Source organism: Pseudomonas sp. MHK4 (genome assembly GCF_054600775.1).
Window position 1 is genome coordinate 694411 of the sequence record NZ_BAAIAK010000002.1, and the last position, 18101, is coordinate 712511.

Consider the following 18101-nt stretch of genomic DNA (forward strand, 5'->3'; position numbering starts at 1 on the left):
TATCAGATACGTTAAACCTATGGATTAATCATGATCAATTTCCGTCTGATCCGTCATCTCTGGCTGTTCCTTGCCGTTGCCGAAGAGCAGAACTTTGGGCGTGCTGCCAAGCGCCTAGGCATGTCTCAACCCCCCTTGAGCGAACAGATTCAGGTGCTGGAGCAAGCGCTGAAGGTCACGCTGTTCGAGCGATCTCGACGTGGTGCGAAACTAACTCCCGTGGGTGCGGCAATTTTGCCTGCAGTGCGCAAATTCGCTGAGCAACTCGAACGATTGGAGTTGGCGGTGGAAGAAGCAGTGGCGGGCCAGTCGGGGATGTTGACTATTGGCGCAATATCCACAGCGATGTTCGACGTTTTACCGGGCCTGATCGAGCAATTGAAAAACGATTACCCGCACTTGACGGTATCCGTGCGGGAAATCGACAGCGTCGAGGCTGTTCCAGCACTTGAAGCCGGAGACATCGACCTGGCATTCGCCCGACTGGACGGTGATCTCGGCGGGTCGGTCGATTCACTGCCGCTTCTGGAAGATCGCCTGGTGGTGGCCTTACCGAGCGATCATGCCTTAGCTTCACGCACGCGAATCAGCCTATCCAGTTTGTCCAACGAACCTTTGGTGATGTTTGCCCGAAAGGTCAGCCCAGTGTATTTCGACAATCTGATCGCCACCTGCCGAGCGAGCGGTTTTTCCCCTCGCGTGTTGCATGAAGTGCGTTCAGTCGCTTCGCAGATTGCCTTTGTAAGCTATGGCCAAGGCATCGCATTGGTACCAGCCTCACTAAAAAAACTGGCACCCAACAATGTCGTATTTCGAGCTTTGAGCCAGAAGCTAAATGTCGTAACCACGGCGGTTGCCTGGAATGCAGATCGGCCCAATCCGCTAGTAGAAGAAGTCGTTGCGCGTTTTCGGGCGAAGGCGTGAGTAGATTGGGAACGCGAAAGTTTAGTGATAGGTTTAGCGTATCAAAGCCTTCCACAATCAGGATTTTACAGAACGCACGAATCCCTTGAAATTGCATATCTGACTGCCAGCGACTCTCATGTGGCGGCAATCCTTTTCGTTCAAGGAGCTATTAACGTGTCCTCATCCGAAACGTTCACTCACACGCAACTCCCTCTGACGGTAGAGGGTGTCCAGCTGAACGTCGCCGCCATTCACAGGAATGGCGATTTGGCGCCGATTGTATTCCTGCATGGTTTTGGTTCGACCAAAGAGGACTATGCCGATATCGCGCTGCAAGCGGGGTTCGTCGGTCATCCTTTCATCGCCTACGACGCCCCCGGATGCGGGGAAAGCCAGTGCAGTGACCTTTCCAAGGTTTCCATCCCATTTTTGATGCAGGTAGCACTACAGGTGCTGGAGCATTTCGAAGTCGAGCGCTTCCATCTGGTCGGTCACTCCATGGGCGGGTTGACTGCTCTGATGCTGGCCCATCAGTTCCCGGAGCGGATAATTAGTTTTGTCGATATAGAGGGCAATATTGCTCCGGAAGACTGCTTCCTCAGCCGTCAGATCGTCGACTATCCGAGTAATGATCCCGAGGCATTTTTCGCGGCCTTCATCGAACGTGCCAGGCACGCCCCGGCATACGCCAGCGCATTGTATTCAGCGAGCTTGAGACACAAGGTGCGTGCTGGGGCAGTTCGAGGGATTTTCGAGTCGATGGTCGATCTGTCCGACAACGCCGATCTGATGGGTAAATTTCTTGGATTGAAGTGCCCGCGAATGTTCATGTACGGCGAGCAGAACGCGTCACTGTCCTATCTTCCGCATATCCAGGCTCAGGGCGTACGCCTGGCGCAAATTCCCGCCTGCGGACACTTTCCTATGTATTCCAACCCGATCGCGATGTGGAGCCAAATCGCTGATTTCCTGACCAGCAGGCAATCCGGATAAGTCTTGTCGTCTTGAGCGCTCCCTGATACTTCGCGGGAGCCGGACAGGCTTGGCGGTTGCGATTCGAAAAGCAAGTTCAGCTATTTCACGTGCCCCCTTGCAGTGGCTTGTAAGGGTGCGTGCACGCTTGAAATCTATAACAACAAGAGGTTCAAATCATGCTTGAAGTCATTAACAGCTTTCTTTCTGGAAAACTTCTGATCGTGCTCATCGTGGGCCTCGGTGGCTACTTCACCATCCGTTCGCGCTTTGTGCAGTTCCGCCATTTCCTACATATGTTCAGTGTTTTTCGCGATAGCGTTCAGAAGAGTGCGGGCCAGATCAGCTCATTCCAAGCGTTAATGCTCAGCCTGGCGGGTCGCGTGGGCGCGGGAAATATAGCCGGTGTCGGATTGGCGGTGACGCTGGGCGGGCCTGGCGCGGTGTTCTGGATGTGGGTGACCGCGCTGGTGGGTATGTCCACCAGCTTCTTTGAATGTAGTTTGGGGCAACTGTACAAACGGTGCGATTCCAAGGGGCAGTTTCGCGGTGGGCCGTCGTATTACATCCAGTACGGATTGAAACAAGCCTGGCTTGGAAAAATCATGGCGTTGTTGCTACTGGTAACCTTCGGTTTTGCATTCAATGGGCTGCAATCTCATGCAGTGACTCACTCGCTGAATAATGCGTTCGGTTTCTCTACTACCTACTCAGGTGTGGTGATTGCTGTATTACTTGGCTTGGTTTTCATCGGCGGAATCAAACGTATCGCTGCCGTTTCGGACTTGTTGGTGCCAGTAAAGACCTTGGCCTACATTGGCGTTACCGTATATGTGATTGTGCTTCAGTTTGATCATGTCCCTGGCATGTTGATGACCATCTTTAAAAGCGCCTTCGGTCTGGATCAGGCATTCGCGGGCCTAGTCGGCAGTGCCATTGTCATGGGCGTCAAGCGTGGCGTGTTTGCCAACGAGGCAGGACTGGGCAGTGCTCCGAACGTAGCCGCAGTGGCGAAAGTTGATCACCCGGCTGCTCAAGGGGTAGTTCAAGCCTTCAGTGTTTTCCTTGACACCTTTGTGATCTGTACCTGCACAGCGCTGCTGATTCTGCTGTCGGGATTTTACACGCCCGGTTTCGAAGGTGATGGCTTGGTACTCACACAGAATGCACTGGCAGCAGTGGTTGGAGACTGGGGACGTACTTTCATCAGTGTGGCGTTGGCTCTGTTTGTCTTCACTTCGATCCTATACAACTACTATCTGGGTGAGAACAATTTGCGCTTTTTGCTCGGTGACAAGCGCAGTGCCGTCATTGTCTATCGTGGTTTAGTCTTGTTGCTGATCCTCTGGGGGGCTGTCCAGAATCTGGACACGGTTTTCGCCTTTGCCGATATCACCATGACGTTGCTGGCCCTCGTGAATCTGATCGCCCTCGCGCTGTTGTTCAAGGTCGGCATGCGCTTGCTGAGCGATTATGATCAGCAACGCAAAGCAGGCATCAAGACTCCGATCTTCGACTCAAGCCTGTTCAAGGATCTTGATCTTGATCTGAAGGCATGGCCGCCTCGGCCAACAGTGAACAACAACGTTTCTGAGCCTGCAATTCAGGTAGTTGCATCCGCAATACAAAGTTGAAAAGTGCCATGTCCGCCGGATGAAGTTGGCTTACAGGCTCATCACCTCCTGTACCATGCAACAACACCCACTATGAGCATTGAAAATGGAGTTTCACTCGGTTCTTGCCTTTACACTGGTTGCTGCAATTGCCATTGCTAGTCCAGGGCCTGCCACCTTGATGGCAATCAACAACAGCCTGGCCCATGGGCAACGCAGCGCAGTGTGGTCGTCCCTTGGTAATGCTTGTGGCCTGTTCTGCCTATCTGCCGCAGCCATGCTGGGGTTGGGGGCGTTGTTTGCCAGCTCTGAATGGCTGTTTAATGCGGTGAAGATCATCGGTGCGGGCTATCTGTTTTACTTGGGGGTAAGGCAGTTGTTCAAAAAGAGCCCGATGCTCGCGGAAGGTATGCAGGATGGCTCAAAGAAGAGCAGGCCTACTCGCTTAAAACTGTACAAGTCTGCTTTCCTGACGGCGGTGACCAACCCTAAGGCAGCGATGTTCTTCACTGCGCTGTTCCCGCAATTCATCGACCAGAGCGCGACGTTGCTGCCGCAGTTTCTGATCCTCACCTCGATCTTCATGGCGTTGTCGGTGGCGTCGCTGAGCCTGTATGCGGCGCTTGCCTCTCGAGCCAAGGGCGTACTGACACGGCCCGACCTGTCCCGGGTGTGTCAGCCGGGTGGTGGGGTCGACGTTCATCTGCTTCGGAGCAGCCATCCTGACCATGCGTCGCCAGGCTGCATAAGAGGAGGGCGGCTAGTCGCTCTTTCGGGCCAACTGGGCCCGGCTAGTCTACCAAGCTCGTGAGCTACTCACTCGGGGGCCATAAGCACGGCGAGCGTTAGGTTGATGAACTCTTCGTTCTTGCTGATTGTGTCCAAAGCACCACGAACATTACCAGCGACCTCTGCTGATCCACGCTGCTCGACCCAGAGAGTCAGCTCCATAATGGCAGCCTCAAGTGCGAGCTGGTTTTGATTGATCTTGAAGAGTAGGGAAGGGAGTAGGTCTGCGTTCGACATTGTGGTTCCTCCGTGGAAGAGGACAGCGTAGCAGTGAGGATGTTTTAGAGTGCTATTCTCGAACCCTGAAATGACTTCAGCCTGCACCCGTGGCCGGCGATGTTCCTCATCGGAAACCGATGTTGATCCCTTGCCGTGGTCGCCAACAGCCGCTATTAGTGAAAGGGAGATTGGTGAGGATATGAAGATGATTTTGAGGTTCGTTGTTGTCCCCGCAATCCCAACAGAAACAGGATCTATGCGCAGCGGAACGCGCTTCTACTGCGAAACCGCTCCGATAGGTTTCAACATTTACGACAACGAAGAAAAGCTTCGTCTGAAGACTGTCTATCAGACACGTGCTGAAGCAGAGAGTGCTTGCGTAGAACTTAATCAGGTGCGACTGCAAAGCATGCTATCTGGGCGCGAGTCCATGCCGTCCCTATAAGAAAGCTCCGTGCTCTCCGGGCTTATAGCTTCAGAGCGAAGCTGTAGATGCAGCACGATTTTTATCCGCTGATTTAGGGCCTTCACCGTTCAACGCTGAGCAAACAGCGTCTGCCTCTGTCCTAATTTTGAACACGCCATGCTTGCTGGCTGAACCGCCCTCTACGAGATCAACAACTCGATATCGCTTGCTGCCATCGTCCAGCGTGGTGGTTTCAATCACTCTGAATCTTGGGTGCATGGTTGCTTTCCGTGCATGAGGTTGGTGTCCTACAAGTACCGGCAAAACGAGACGATTTCAAGAACGGGGCGGGCTTCAGCTGAGACAATTTATGACAGTGCAATGCGCTCGCCATTTCGAGGAGGCCGGCTCAGTAGTAGGCGGCGAGTGGTGGCATTTTTCTAGAAGTCGCTGCTTCGGGCCGACGGCCCGGCTAAGTCAGCTTGAATGACGTCGGGGCACTGACCTGGGACGGTGGTATGGTGCTTTCATCGTACAAACCGACTCAACCTTATGAGCAACTGCTCGTTATATCCCGAAAAAATAAACACCAATCAACTGTCCGCTGAAGCGAAGGATTACAGATGGAATGTACTTTCACCCTGACGTACCAATTGCCGTCTGACGACAACGACAACGACAACGACAACGACAACGACAACGACACGGATGCGATTATGGATCGCTTGGCGGAAGCAGGCTGTGATGATGCGTTGGTCGGAGTCGGACAGCCAGGTCGCCTGGCTTTGGAGTTTGTCCGTGAAGCACCCTCTGCACATGACGCAATTGAGGGCGCCATAGAAGACGTGGGTCGAGCCGTACCTAATGCACATCTGATCGAGGTAGCTTTCGCTCCAGCCTGACTGAAGGCGCCTTCTCTTTACGTGCCTAATAGACCTTCCCACCTGTCGCGAGCAGGACAGTCTTTGCGCACCCGGCTAAACATAGGTCGCAACCGTCGCAAGGCAAAAACTTCGCCGCCGGTAGTCTGAGATGACAACCTGGGAGACTTTCAATGACTCGACGTGCTTGCTTGGCCGCTCTATTGGCACTGACTGCATCAACCGCCTTTGGCGCCCCCAGCTACGATCACCTCTATGCTTTCGGTGACAGCTACTCTGACAATGGTGCGGGTGAAAACTTCACTAGAACATTGACCACGCAGAAGATCAAAGATGCACAGGAGCTACCCGGCTCGTTATATTGGAAGGGACGCTGGAGCAATGGCCCCACCGCCGTCGAGGACTTGGCTCACGCCTTGAAAATACCCTTGACCGACTACGCGATTGGCGGCGCCAAGAGCGGCAACGGCAACTACTATGCCTGGATGGAGCCATCTCGCGACACCGGGGTTTTCGGCCAAATCGCCGATCACCTGAAAGCCGCTAAAACACATAAAGCGGATCCGAATGCGCTCTATTTCATTTTCATCTCAGCCAACGACTTTTTTGAATGGGCCGACTTCTCGCGCCCAGAGTCGATTGACGTGCTAAGCCAGAACAGCGTGGCGAACATACAGAAGGCCACCGAGGCGCTGATTGCAGCAGGCGCGAAGCACGTGATGGTCGTGGGGACTACGGATTTGAGTCATGTGCCGGCTGTGGTGCAGGGCAATCAAGCCAAGAGCGCAACAGAATACCAGCAGATACTCGAACAAAAACTGCCAGCCGTGCTGACAACACTGGCCAAAGCTTATCACGTTAGTATCAGTTACTTTGACCACCTGGCCTTCAGCAACAAGCTTCGCGCGGCACCCGATGTTGCGGGGTTGAAGGATCTGGATACCCCGTGCCAAGCCACCTATCCGGACGTCAAGCCCGTGTGTGAAAATCCAGATACCCATTACTACTGGGATGAATGGCACCCGACCCGCAAAGTCCACACCCTGGCCGCCGAGGCGATGCTTGAAACGCTAAAAGCTAGCCGTTGAGGTTCTCTATCAAGTCATAGCCGGTAAGCGCGCTCAGGGGGGGCGCGCAAATCATTGTCAAGGCAGTTACGCGGACACCATTGACCTTATGCTGGGATCAGGAAGGTGTGTTCGCCGGACGATTACCTTTGGCTATCGCTCCTTCGGGCTTAAGCCCGGCTCGACCCCCAAGTCTTCACATGCCCTCGGCGAGTCACTCCACAGTTGGCCCACCATGATTGATTCAAGAAGTGCATTGTGGCTGTCTCATTTTTCCTCGGCGTTGCCTTGGTGTCAGCTATTCCAGGACTCAGTGAGTTCGTCTATTCGATCCGCAATTTGAGGCGTTTTTGAAAGGACAAGGCAGCGCGTGTTGCCGACAAACTCCTCGATCAGATACACGGCGTCACCGACGTCCAGCTCCAGTTCTTGCAGTGCTTCATCGGGAATCCGGACTGCACCGTCGCCATCCCATTCTTCGATCATGATTTTCATAGGTGGCTTTTTCACATGTGGTCTCCGTTGCTATGAGCCGGCAAGCAGTTCCTGTCTGTAGATTCTCAATGGCACCTTACAGATCCGGATAATCATCAAGCTTAAGGCTAGGAGCGCCTACATCTTCCGACTCGCGCTTAGGCGGATGTACCACTCCAGCTTCGGCGTCTGCACGCATCTGCTCGAGCTCTTTGTGAAATGCCTTGTCCTGAACCGTGGGTTTGCTGGTGTACGGCTTTCGGTCAGGTACAGGCTGGGCTGCATAAGTCGTTACCGCGTCTGGGTCGTGCTGCAGCTTTTCTTGAACTTGCGATTCCAGCATTGCACGGAGCGCGTCTTTGTCGGGACGGTTCAGCAATTTGTAACTCCTATTCGGAAGCCAAGCACTAGCTATTCGATTGGTATATTGAGCAGTTGGTGAGGGCAGGGCCGTTTATATTTGTGGTTGCATCGGAGATTGGCAGTTACCCGGATTGCAGGTTAAAAATCCTGGTAAGCCTACCAAGCCTTGGTGGCAACCGTCTGTGATGAAAATGATGTCATAGCTACAGTTTTGGATGCAGTTTTCGACATGACTGAAGTGGCCAAGCATCCATCCGCCGTTTTGCATGCATGCTCAGAGCCCAGCGAGCAGTCGCTCAAGCTGTTCTCGCTCACAGGCGCTCAAAAGCTCAACAGGATCAGCGCCGTCGCGCTGCCAGAGTTCAAGCGTACCGACTCGGCCATCAGGCGACCTGCAGTACTCGCAGTAGTCCAGGGTGTCACAGTCGTTGAAGAGTGTGAGCTGCCAGGGACGACTGCGAGCGGCGTTGGTGATTCCGACTCACCAACCTCGTCACAGGTTGCCTCAAGGTCTACGCAATAGAGGTAGCGGTAGGGCGCTAGCAGGTTTTGGATGGACTGGAGGTGAAGAAGCTTCGCTTCAATGCTCATGGCAAGGACGTCCTAACTTTGATCTGTCCAAGATACATCGACACGTGCATACAGCCACGTTCTGCCCATCACTGGTTGTGACGTTATGAATGACGCTCAATGGAATTTCTACCATTGAGCGTCCGATGACGAGCAGCGAGCTTGTGCTCACTCACCTGATGCGGCTGGGCAACGGCTAACCCTCAGGATGATTTGCTCGAGATAAGCGGTAAGTTTGCAACACCTTCAGGGGCAAGCTTTCAACGAATGTTGTCAGCTTTTCCAGATCGACAGACGTGCTCGAAGACTCTGCGTGAAGTTGGTTAGCAAGAGAAACTAGGATTGCGGCGCGAAGATCCTCCACTTCTGGAGCGGAAGCATCATCAGACCACCCGTCGGCAGACCGCGTGACATCGTGGTAGTCCTTGTAACCAAAGCACCGAGCGAGGATTTCGCGCGCCGCTGACAGGTTGACAGGTTCAGACCCAGGCCAATCGCGATGAATGACTTTGGCGATCCGTTTGAAGCCTTTCTGAGGGTTAAGGTCTGCAGGATATATCGGGATACGCATGAGTAAATCTCCAGTTGTCGGTACGGGGGCGGGAGCCCGCTTGACACCTGGCCATGCATGCTAAGAAAGGATTACATTTCGTTTTTATTGACGGGTCAGGCCTGCCTGGCATGATCTGCGCCTGAGATCATAGCCATTCTAGGTGCTGAAATTCAACCCTTGCACCGCGACAGCAGATCAAGGATGCGCATTTCAGCTGTCTCATTTTTCGTTGGCGTTACCAAGCTGTCCGCTATCCCATGCTTCCGTGAGTTCATCTATTCGATCCGCGATTTGAGGCTTTGTTGACAGGACATGGCAGTGCGTATTGCCGACGAATTCTTCTATCAAATACACCGCGTCGCCGACGTCTAGCTCCAATTCCTGTAGCGCCTCATCGGGAATTCGGATTGCACCGTCACCATCCCATTCTTCGATCATGATTTTTATCGGTGGCTTTCTCACGTGAGGTCTCCATAGCTTAAGGCCGGCAATGGTAACGTGCTTTGCGTGCAGGCTCAGAGCGCGGCGAGCAACTGTTCGAGCCGTTCACGCTCCCTGGAACTCATTAGCTCGACAGGATCAACTCCGTCGCGCAGCCAGAGCTCAAGTGTCCCGACTCTGCCATCTGGCGATCTGCCGTACTCGCAGTAGTCCAGGGTGTCACAGTCATTGAAGAGTGTGAGTCGCCAGCCATCAATCTCCACGGGCATGAGGCCGTGGTAAATCTCGCTCCAGGACTGCATGGAGCTTCGCGTCATGATGCGTTTGCCCAGGGCGACGTCCATCAGCACCTGGCAGACCTCTAGGGCGGTGAGAGGGGAGGTTGTGTTCAATCCATTTCGGTTTCTAGTCATCGCTTGCCCGTAGCTAAGCTGCGGTATGAAGTAACGTCAATGGAGAAGTCGCACCTTCGGGCCTTGAGGCCCGGCTCATCAATTAGCCAAGTATTTCCTTAACGATAGAGGCCACATTTCTCGCATCGTCTATCCCTCGGTGGTAGGTACCCTGCCAGGCCAAGCCCATGGCCTCTACTGTTTGCTTCAGTCCCTTCGGCTGATTGTCGTAGAGCCCTTTATGCCATTTCCTCACATTGAAGTGCTGCAGACCGGAGAGCAGGGAAGGGCACGCAGCTAATCCTGCATCGCGCTCCAGCTGCCTTGCATCGTAATCACCCCAAGATGCCCAAGCAGCATCTGTATGCCGGGCAATAAACGCTGCTAGCTCTTGGCCAACCTCTTGATAGGTTCGGGCGCCGTCCACGTCTGCTTGTTGGATGGAGGTGAGTTTTTTGCAGAAAGCGGTCAGGGTAGGGTTGATCTGAGGCCGAACGAAACGCTGGAACTCATCGACGATCTCAAGCGATTCCAAATCGATTACTACCAGACCAATTTCAATCGTTTCCATCTGATCGGGAACGACTGCGAGGGGCCTTGGTGATTCCGACTCATCCACCTGGTCACAGGTTGCCTCAAGGTCTACGCAGTAAAGGTAGCGGTAGGGCGCGAGGAGGTTTTGGATGGATTGAAGGTGAAGAAGCTTTGCTTGAATGCTCATGACATGGATGTCCTAGCTTTGATCTGTCCAAGGTACATCGACACGTGCATACAGCCACGCTCTGACGGAGTTGTTAGAGGGCGTGCTGCTTCAGTTCCGGCGCAGGATAGGTGATTTGTTGGGCTTCGGAGCTAAAGCTTCTTTGGCTATCGCTCCTTCGGGCTTAAGCCCGGCTCGACCTCACGTCTTCACGTTAAAGCCTACCGCACCGCTCGGCTATCATTTAAGTGCCCAATCGCGTAGGTATCCTCATGGCTAGTGCCACTGTGAATTCTAAAGGCCAAATCACCATCCCTGTCCAGGTACGGGCTGCTCTTGGCCTACAACCAGGGGATGAAATCGAATTCATCGACCTAAGGAATGGTCAGTTCGCCATCGTGGCTGCGACTTGCTCCGTTAAGCGACTGAAAGGCTTGATTCGTAAGCCGAAGGTCATCGTGAGCATCGATGACATGAACGCGGTTTTTGCGCTGAAGGAGTAAATGCTCGTCGATTGCGTTTCATAAGGAGAAAGGCTTGCTAAGGTTTGTCTCGCACTTCCTTCCAAGGCAGCTTCTGAGACGGGTTATTGCTATCGCGTGTTCGGGCCTAAGGCCCGGCTCATCGAGTGGCTGCTTTATTTCACCTCAGCCATGCCATGCTGTCCGCTATCCCAGGCTTCAGTGAGCTCGTCTATTCGATCCGCAATCTGAGGTGTTTTTGATAGGACAAGGCAGCGCGTGTTGCCGACAAATTCTTCTATCAGGTACACCGCGTCGCCGACATCCAGTTCGAGCTCCTGCAATGCCTCATCGGGAATTCGAATCGCACCGTCACCATCCCATTCTTCGATGATGATTTTCATAGGTGGCTTTTTCACGTGTGGTCTCCGTTGCTATGAGCAGGCAAGCCGTTCCCGTCTTTAGATTCTCAGTGGCACGTTTACAGATCAGGATAATCATCAAGCTTAAGGCTTGGAGCGCTCGCGTCCTGCGGCTCGCGCAGGGGCGTATGTATCACTCCGGCTTCAGCATCCGCACGCATCTGTTCAATCTCCTTCTGAAATGCTTTGTCCTGAACCGTTGGTTTGCTGATGTATGGCTTTCGATCAGGTACAGACTTGGCAGCATAAGTGGTGACTGCGTCTGGATCGTGCTGCAGTTTTTCTTGGACTTGCGATTCCAACATCGCACGTAGCGCGTCTTTGTCGGGGCGGTTAAGCAATTGGTTACTCCTAGTTGGCAGTCAGCGATTGGCTCATTGGCTTGGTGGTGTGAGATGGGGCATCCAAGCCTTAGCATCAACCGCCTGCGGTGAATGATGTTATCAAGGATGAAAATAGCAAATGCCGGACGCATGTCTCAGCCTAATGTTCGGTATCGGTATCGGTATCGGTATCGGTATCGGTATCGGTATCGGTATCGGTATCGGTTTCGCGAGACCGGCTTTCAGCAAGCAGCAACTACTTGCAGTTGCCTGCCTTTCGATATCCTGCTGCTTGGGCCTCAGATTCTGACGTGAAGGAGACCTGGTTTTTTTCAGACACCTGACCATAGCCAGGGCATCCCATTGAGAGGTGGTACACCTGGCTCTTCCGGTTACCGATGATCACACCTGTCCCGGTCACGCTAGCGAGGGTAGGCTGGGTTGTTCGCGGAGGATTAACAGGAATGACGCTAACTACCCCATCACCAACTGCCTTGTATCCTTGTGACCATCGACGTTCGCCAGTTACGAATGGATTAGAATGTCCCATGATTGCTGCAATGCGTCGATCTCGCTCTTTCTCCCAAGACGAAACTGGATACTGCTTGTCCCAGGTCATCAGTAGCTGTTGCTGTTGACGAGACATATTCAGATTGTATCTGTCGAACATGTAAAAGGTTGTCCTGGCGACCAGCCCCTTAACCTCGTCACGCGGTTCCGCAGCGCGTTGATCGAAATCAACCCGTGTCTTGCATTGCCCATACTGAGGCGCTATCCCGGCGGCCATGCCGTAGTTGAAATTACTACGGTCGCCGTTCACCTCCCCAACAGATGGGTAGAGGTTGAACAGGTCTGCCTCCATTGCTCGAAACACGGGATCATCGTCCACGCAGTGCTCTCGACCGCCGTTCTTCCAGCATTGGCGTTGGTTACCGAATGTCCAGGCTGGAACGATGTGTTCCCACTCAGTCCGCTCAGCACGGCTCTGCTGTTTCCTGGTTTGATAGCCGCAAGATTCAGCGTCGATACGCCCACCTGATTTGCCAACCCACGTCCATTTGCAGCCGCAATACAACTCGCCCATGGAGCTGTTCGCCTGGTCGAGGTAGATTTTTTGCTTGGCTATGACCTTGGCTTCGGAAAAGGTCGATGGAGGGTTAGCGAAGGTGGGGGTAATTACTGAGAGGGTCAGTGCTACTACGGACAACAGCTTTTTCATTGGTAAGCATTAGCAGTTTTGGGGGGAACATTATACGCATGAGCTCCACACTTATTGACTGAAACCCTCTGCGCAATTCCGGATGAAAGGTATGGGTTTGTCATGGAATGATAAAAGGCTGTCGCCTAAAGAAACGTAGGTAACCTTCCTGTCTATAAACTCCTCAACCTGATCTGCGCTACAAGCTACGCCAATCGATAACTCGACGGATTGGGCAAACCCGACCGCGGGTTAGCTCACCGGGATCATGAGACTGCTTCAAGCACGCGAAATGAGCGATGAGGAGCGTTGGCGAATAGGTCAGTCTTGCAAAGCTCCTAGCCCAGCGTCATGATTCAAAGGTATTGATGGCCTTTTGATGTTGCCCTCACGTTACGGATGACGAATTTACTGAACCCCATACGGGCCTCAAACACGGTGCAAGTACCAGGGCCGCCGGTTCGCTGTGGAAAATTTCAGGGATCGTATTGAAACCGCGGATTTAACCCAATGAAGTTTCTGAAAAAGTTTTTAGCCGGCATCGCCAAGTTTTTCGAAAGTCGACCTGATGAGTCGGTTGAGCCGTTACTTCCCCCAATTAACGAAGACGAGATCAGGGTACGCCTTGAGGTCGTTAGCAAGGCTCATGAGCATGGCGCTGCACGCGTGCCTGCGCCAGATCAGGTGCTGCGCAGCCCGATTGAGTACAAGATTCAGGCAGAGCTGGGCGCGATACGCTCCATGGGGTTTAAATACGGTGAGCACCGTAAAGTCCTTATTCAGCGGGCTCTGGACAAGGTTCAGTTGACTCGCGATGCAAATCGAATGTCGCAGTTGGGTGATGAGTTTGTCCGTGAGTCAGATAGATTGCTGTCCGTCGAGAGTACCAAGATTGGGATCAGTGGCCAGCAATTAAAGGCCCGGAAAACGCTGCTAGATGACTTCCGCGCAAAGAATAAACTTCCAGAAACGGATGCTGCACTACCAAGTCGCAACAAGCGTAGTCAGCGCTGGGCGATTCTTATCATTGCTGTCATTGCTGAAGGTGTATGCAACGCTTTCTGGTTCGCGACCGGCTTGGCTGATGGTTTGATGGGTGGACTCATGCTCGCCTTAGGCTTTTCATTTTTCAACGTGATGTTTTGTTTCGTCGCTGGGCGATGGTTCACCAATTCAAACCACGTGAGCTGGATGTGCCGGGCTCTAGGCTGGGCTTCCGGGGCGGTAGGGCTGGCTATTACTGTCGCAATCGGATTTGTCGTCGCCTACTTCCGTTATGCGCTCGGCGTGCTGGAAGACGGTACGCAGAGCGCAGTTTCGCTCGCACTTGATGCCTGGGATCGAGGAGTGAGCCCATTTACAGACTTTCAGTCAATCATGCTGTTTGGAGTCACGGTTGCCTTCGGTATCTTGGCACTCTGGCACGCCTACCACTGGACAGATACTTATCCCGGCTATGCAAAGGTCTTCAAGGCTTACAAGGATGCGTTTCTTGTTAACACCAAGGCGCTGGCGAAACTGCGCAAACAGCTAGAGGACGAGAAGTCGAGCAAGCTCGCTCAGCTGGACGCGGACATCAAAAGCGCCGAGGACAGGATTCATCGGTACAAGAGCTACATGAACGATAAGGCCGTGGTTGAGAAAAATCTGGTTGCCTACACGGTCAAGGCTGAAAACACGCTCAGATCGCTCATACAGTGCTACCGATACGAAAACCAACTCAAGCGGCCGGCCGACTGTCCTCGGCCTGCGCACTTCGACGAGGTGGTGCAATTCGAAGACGACAAAATGCCTGACTTCAGCATTGCTGAGGATCTGGTGCGCTTGGCGAAACAAGAAGAGCTGCTGAGCGAGATGATCACGACCTTCGAGCCCACCCGGAAGAAAATCCAGGCGGCGTTTAATCAGAAATTCGACCAGATCCAGCCTCTGGAAAGCCACGTTTAAGGAAGCGCCATGTCACTGTTCGAAGATGATGAAAAAACTTCCCCTTACACCGTGTTGATTTGGTTGGGGGTGATAGGTTTTGCTGCGTGCCTGGGCTGGTATGCCTGGTACATGTACCATAAGGACGTACAAGACAAAGTGACCCTGTGCCCCGGAAAGGGGCCTATTGGCCAGTACGTTGTGCTGATCGATAACACCTCACCATTTCCCCACAACCAGAAAGTGGCCCTGTCACAACGACTCAAGACGCTGGTACTAAACGAAGTGCCGCAAGGTGCGCTGGTGTCGGTGTTCCTGCTGGGAGAAAACTACAAGCAACACGACGCGCCCATCTTTGAAAAATGTAAGCCTACCCAGTGGGACGACGACATGAAACTCACTGCGTCTAAGAAACTGGTGGAAAGGGAATACGCTGAGAAATTTGAAAGGCCTCTCGAAGCAGTCATGCACCAGATCTCGCTCGATCAAAAAGCCAAGAATTCGCCGATCTTTGAAATGCTTCAGCTTGTTGGTATCAAAGGTTTTGAACGTGCGAACGTTCAGGGTGATCGTCATCTGATCATTTACAGCGACATGGTAGCCAACATGCCTCAATTCAGCATGTACAACTCCAAGCTGCCGGCCTACAAGGATTTTGCCATCACCTCTTATGGTCGCGACGCCACTGCACGAGCTCTTGAGGGTGCAGTAGTGACGATCAATATGCTGGCGGCAGAGCCTGCTGCAGCGCCTTACAAGATGCGGTCTGACTTCTGGGCACATTATTTCGAAGCGAACAAAGCCACGCTTGAAAGCGTTAATCCCGTAGAGGCGCTATGAATGGACATCAAAGCGCATGTAAGAACGGTCAGATTCTGGTTCATCATCGCCTTGGTACTGAAGGGGATTTGCGCTGTACTAAGCCTATACGTAGGCACCTTCTTTTTTGGGTTACTTGTCCCGGTTGCGGTTATGGCTGGCTACTGGTGGGTAGGCAATCGGATCAGGGATAACTACGACATTCAGCTTACCGTCGCCAAGTTCGCCGACTCGGTGTATTACCTGGGCTTTTTGTTCACTGTGGGTAGCATCATCATCTGCCTAGTCGATATCCAGAGTATCGGCGACAACTTGACCGGCATGGCGATGCGCTTCGGCGCCGCGCTGGTCAGCACCGGTATTGGGATGGTGGCACGTACTCTCTACATTGGCTTCAAGCCAGATCAGGACGATGCGGCTCAGAGCGTACACGATCAAGCAGTGAAGGCGTCCGAGAATCTTGCCCATGTCTTCGAGGATACATATCAACATTTCCTGATGTTCCGTGACAGCGTGATTGCTGCATCCAAGGACGCTGTGTCAGGGGTTCAGGAGCAGATTACCGAGATGTCCAAGCAGAACATGGCTGCGATGGACGCCTATTTCGAACACGCCACCGCACGCAGTAATGAGGCATTTGCGGCGATGCTCGGTGACGTTAAAAACGCCAGCGATGAAATGCTGACCACGATCTCCGGCTTGGCGCAGCGCAGTGAGCAAACACTTGAACGCATGGAAACCCATTCGCTTGAGTTTGGTGTAAAGGCGTCAACTCGACTCGAGCAGACCCTGTTCCCGGATGACCTCTTCGCCAAAAAACTGAGTCCGGCACTTGATAGCCTGTCCAGCACAACAGCAGGTGTCAACTCGAGCATTGAAACACTCGCCGATGACGTAAAAGCCGCCGCGCGCTCGGTCGGAACCGCTATCCGCGGTCTCAACACCAAGACTCAGTCACTTGAGGACAACTTGGCAGCAGTGGGTGGCATCGTCGACAGTCAGCAGCGGCTGATGGACAGTATCGGCAGTCAGGGTGGGCAGGTCATGGAGCGTTTTGAGCGAGCACAAAAAGAGTTCCTCAATACGCTGGACGATTACCAGCAAGATCACCATGAATCGGCAAAGGCCAATCGTGAGGTCATCGCAAAACTGGCCGATCGATTGAGCGATATGAGTAAAGATGTGACTGGCTCGATCGCGGGTCTTGATACTGAGATCGGCGTTGGAATGAAGGCAGTAATCGACCAAGGCGCCAAATCCAACGAAGCCTTTGCAGCGAGCATCATGGATACCCTTATGCCCCTGATTCAAGCAATCGTTGACAGCAACAAGGTGCACCAGGAAATTGCTGCTCGAGTAGAGCAGGACAGCCGCACTCTTGATCGGGCCCATGCGGAGCTGGATGAACTCACCGGTAGGATTGAACACCTGAATAGAATCGAGTTTCTTCAGCCGACAAGAAGTGAACTTTCAATTCCGCTGGATCGAGTGGGGTACGCTACGGCGATAAATGATCCAGTTGAGCCTGACGCGAGACCGGCCTGATGAGCCAAAAGAACGATCAGGTATTCAACCTTTCCATCACGGAAATTTGGATGGTGATCGCGTTTCTGCTTCTGCTGTTGACCGGTTACCAGGTCTTCAAGCTCAACGCCGACAAGCGCGAAATGCAGCAAAAGATCGACACGTTCAACGGTATGGATGGCCGAGAGAGGGCGGTTACTGAAGCCACTCAAGTGCTTAAAGCCCGTCTGACAGAAATGGGGATCACAAATCCAGACGAAGTCATCAGCAAGCTGGTAGACGCTTCCAAAGCGCGAGATGAAGCCGCCCAACTGAAGGTACTCCTAACGCAGAAAGAAGAAGAAATGACTGCGCTGGCAGCGATCGATAAGGCTTTAAAAGATGCCGGAAGCTCTGGGAAGCCAGAACAGACCAAGCGGCTGATTCTCGAAACGCTCATGAGCTATGACCAATTGAAGAAGCTGGTGGCCGACCCTGAAAAGGATCAACAACCTACGGACATCGTAAAGCGCATCGGACAACTAAAAGCCACCGAGCAGATCCTCAATGCAGGCTTGGGTACCGAGGGTCATCCAACACCTGACCAGGTGCAAGAAATGGTTGAGCATGCCCAGGCATTTACGCAGGCTGAGAAGGAAGGTCTGAACCCGGCTGTGCTGCAAAAAACGAATACCGACCTCAAGGGGCAGGTGCAGTTTCTGCAGAATCGGCTGAACAAAGGTAAGGGCGGAGACTTTCCACCCTGCTGGGCTGATAGCGCCGGCAAGCCTGAGATGTTTTTGACTGTTTACCTTAAAGAAAACAACCTGACATTCGAACCCGCTTGGCCACCATCCCGGCTGGCAGATGCTCAGGCGCTTCCAGGCTTTACCGAGCTAATGGCCAATACGAGTCGAAGTTACGAGGACTTTCTACGTGCCACACAAGCGATAAAGTCACTTGCTGAAAAGAGCGAGTGCCGATATTTCGTGAGGCTGGCTAGCCAAATTCAAGATGCCCCGACATCAGACAAACGTCGAATTCAAGTAGAAAGTAATTTCTACAAGATTGAGGTAAGGCGATGGTAAATATTCTTTCGGGGT

General features: G+C 53.0%; 20 protein-coding genes and 2 pseudogenes. 11 read left to right on the plus strand and 11 right to left on the minus strand.

Annotated elements, in window-relative coordinates; translation table 11 throughout:
* Positions 1-30: 30 nt before the first annotated feature.
* The 4 genes and pseudogenes from ACYP2Q_RS08150 to ACYP2Q_RS08165 all read left to right on the plus strand — a co-directional run bounded on the left by ACYP2Q_RS08150 (position 31) and on the right by ACYP2Q_RS08165 (position 4240).
* Entirely contained in the window at positions 31-924 is an 894-nt protein-coding gene (locus tag ACYP2Q_RS08150; protein WP_064679882.1) for a LysR family transcriptional regulator, read from the plus strand.
* 156 nt (positions 925-1080) lie between these two features.
* Complete coding sequence (locus tag ACYP2Q_RS08155; protein ID WP_459730006.1) at positions 1081-1899, plus strand: alpha/beta fold hydrolase; 819 nt, start codon at positions 1081-1083, stop codon at positions 1897-1899.
* Between the two features lie 158 nt (positions 1900-2057).
* A complete protein-coding gene (locus ACYP2Q_RS08160; protein WP_459730007.1) occupies positions 2058-3512 on the plus strand; it encodes an alanine/glycine:cation symporter family protein in 1455 nt (484 codons plus the stop codon).
* Positions 3513-3597: 85 nt separating this feature from the next.
* Positions 3598-4240 (plus strand): annotated as a pseudogene (locus tag ACYP2Q_RS08165) (LysE family translocator).
* A 67-nt stretch (positions 4241-4307) separates the two neighbouring features.
* Here the strand turns inward: ACYP2Q_RS08165 and ACYP2Q_RS08170 are convergent.
* Positions 4308-4517, minus strand: a complete 210-nt coding sequence (locus ACYP2Q_RS08170) for a hypothetical protein (protein ID WP_064679879.1) — start codon at positions 4515-4517, stop codon at positions 4308-4310.
* A gap of 1011 nt (positions 4518-5528) precedes the next feature.
* Here ACYP2Q_RS08170 and ACYP2Q_RS08175 point away from each other — a divergent pair.
* Positions 5529-5792, plus strand: a pseudogene (locus ACYP2Q_RS08175) (hypothetical protein); the annotation flags it as partial.
* A gap of 167 nt (positions 5793-5959) precedes the next feature.
* Complete coding sequence (locus ACYP2Q_RS08180) at positions 5960-6874, plus strand: SGNH/GDSL hydrolase family protein (RefSeq protein WP_459730008.1); 915 nt, start codon at positions 5960-5962, stop codon at positions 6872-6874.
* 273 nt (positions 6875-7147) lie between these two features.
* On the opposite strand, the gene ACYP2Q_RS08185 is transcribed toward ACYP2Q_RS08180, so the two are convergent.
* The 7 genes from ACYP2Q_RS08185 to ACYP2Q_RS08215 all read right to left on the minus strand — a co-directional run bounded on the left by ACYP2Q_RS08185 (position 7148) and on the right by ACYP2Q_RS08215 (position 10367).
* Entirely contained in the window at positions 7148-7348 is a 201-nt protein-coding gene (locus ACYP2Q_RS08185; RefSeq protein ID WP_459730009.1) for an AbrB/MazE/SpoVT family DNA-binding domain-containing protein, read from the minus strand.
* 76 nt (positions 7349-7424) lie between these two features.
* Positions 7425-7706 carry a hypothetical protein gene (locus tag ACYP2Q_RS08190; protein ID WP_459730010.1) on the minus strand — a complete coding sequence of 94 codons (282 nt, stop codon included), beginning with the start codon at positions 7704-7706 and terminating at the stop codon, positions 7425-7427.
* Positions 7707-7964: 258 nt separating this feature from the next.
* A complete protein-coding gene (locus ACYP2Q_RS08195; protein WP_459730097.1) occupies positions 7965-8165 on the minus strand; it encodes a DUF7693 family protein in 201 nt (66 codons plus the stop codon).
* Positions 8166-8456: 291 nt separating this feature from the next.
* Positions 8457-8831: a hypothetical protein gene (locus ACYP2Q_RS08200; RefSeq protein WP_459730011.1), complete on the minus strand. Its 375-nt coding sequence runs from the start codon at positions 8829-8831 to the stop codon at positions 8457-8459.
* 201 nt (positions 8832-9032) lie between these two features.
* Positions 9033-9275, minus strand: a complete 243-nt coding sequence (locus ACYP2Q_RS08205) for an AbrB/MazE/SpoVT family DNA-binding domain-containing protein (RefSeq protein WP_459730012.1) — start codon at positions 9273-9275, stop codon at positions 9033-9035.
* A 53-nt stretch (positions 9276-9328) separates the two neighbouring features.
* Positions 9329-9667 (minus strand): DUF7693 family protein, encoded by a 339-nt coding sequence (locus ACYP2Q_RS08210; RefSeq protein ID WP_459730013.1) that lies wholly within the window; start codon positions 9665-9667, stop codon positions 9329-9331.
* Between the two features lie 82 nt (positions 9668-9749).
* The gene (locus ACYP2Q_RS08215) at positions 9750-10367 is read right to left on the minus strand and encodes a 3'-5' exonuclease (protein WP_459730014.1); all 618 of its coding nucleotides are present in this window, start codon (positions 10365-10367) and stop codon (positions 9750-9752) included.
* Between the two features lie 251 nt (positions 10368-10618).
* On the opposite strand from ACYP2Q_RS08215, the gene ACYP2Q_RS08220 reads away from it, so the two are divergent.
* Positions 10619-10849, plus strand: a complete 231-nt coding sequence (locus ACYP2Q_RS08220) for an AbrB/MazE/SpoVT family DNA-binding domain-containing protein (protein WP_459730015.1) — start codon at positions 10619-10621, stop codon at positions 10847-10849.
* A gap of 134 nt (positions 10850-10983) precedes the next feature.
* Here the strand turns inward: ACYP2Q_RS08220 and ACYP2Q_RS08225 are convergent, their stop codons facing one another.
* From ACYP2Q_RS08225 to ACYP2Q_RS08235, 3 genes are all read right to left on the minus strand, one after another.
* The gene (locus ACYP2Q_RS08225) at positions 10984-11211 is read right to left on the minus strand and encodes an AbrB/MazE/SpoVT family DNA-binding domain-containing protein (RefSeq protein WP_459730016.1); all 228 of its coding nucleotides are present in this window, start codon (positions 11209-11211) and stop codon (positions 10984-10986) included.
* A 77-nt stretch (positions 11212-11288) separates the two neighbouring features.
* On the minus strand, positions 11289-11570 hold the full coding sequence (locus ACYP2Q_RS08230) for a hypothetical protein (RefSeq protein ID WP_459730017.1): 282 nt from the start codon (positions 11568-11570) through the stop codon (positions 11289-11291).
* Between the two features lie 238 nt (positions 11571-11808).
* Positions 11809-12771 carry an endonuclease gene (locus ACYP2Q_RS08235; protein WP_459730018.1) on the minus strand — a complete coding sequence of 321 codons (963 nt, stop codon included), beginning with the start codon at positions 12769-12771 and terminating at the stop codon, positions 11809-11811.
* Between the two features lie 489 nt (positions 12772-13260).
* On the opposite strand from ACYP2Q_RS08235, the gene ACYP2Q_RS08240 reads away from it, so the two are divergent.
* From ACYP2Q_RS08240 to ACYP2Q_RS08255, 4 genes are read left to right on the plus strand one after another with little or no spacing between them, the layout of a single operon-like run.
* On the plus strand, positions 13261-14697 hold the full coding sequence (locus tag ACYP2Q_RS08240; protein WP_459730019.1) for a hypothetical protein: 1437 nt from the start codon (positions 13261-13263) through the stop codon (positions 14695-14697).
* Positions 14698-14706: 9 nt separating this feature from the next.
* A complete protein-coding gene (locus tag ACYP2Q_RS08245) occupies positions 14707-15516 on the plus strand; it encodes a hypothetical protein (protein ID WP_459730020.1) in 810 nt (269 codons plus the stop codon).
* Positions 15517-17040, plus strand: coding sequence for an Mce/MlaD family protein (locus ACYP2Q_RS08250; protein ID WP_459730021.1), 1524 nt, complete (start codon positions 15517-15519; stop codon positions 17038-17040).
* Positions 17040-18086 (plus strand): hypothetical protein, encoded by a 1047-nt coding sequence (locus ACYP2Q_RS08255; protein ID WP_459730022.1) that lies wholly within the window; start codon positions 17040-17042, stop codon positions 18084-18086. The genes ACYP2Q_RS08250 and ACYP2Q_RS08255 overlap by 1 nt, the downstream gene beginning before the upstream one ends.
* Positions 18087-18101 lie beyond the last annotated feature (15 nt).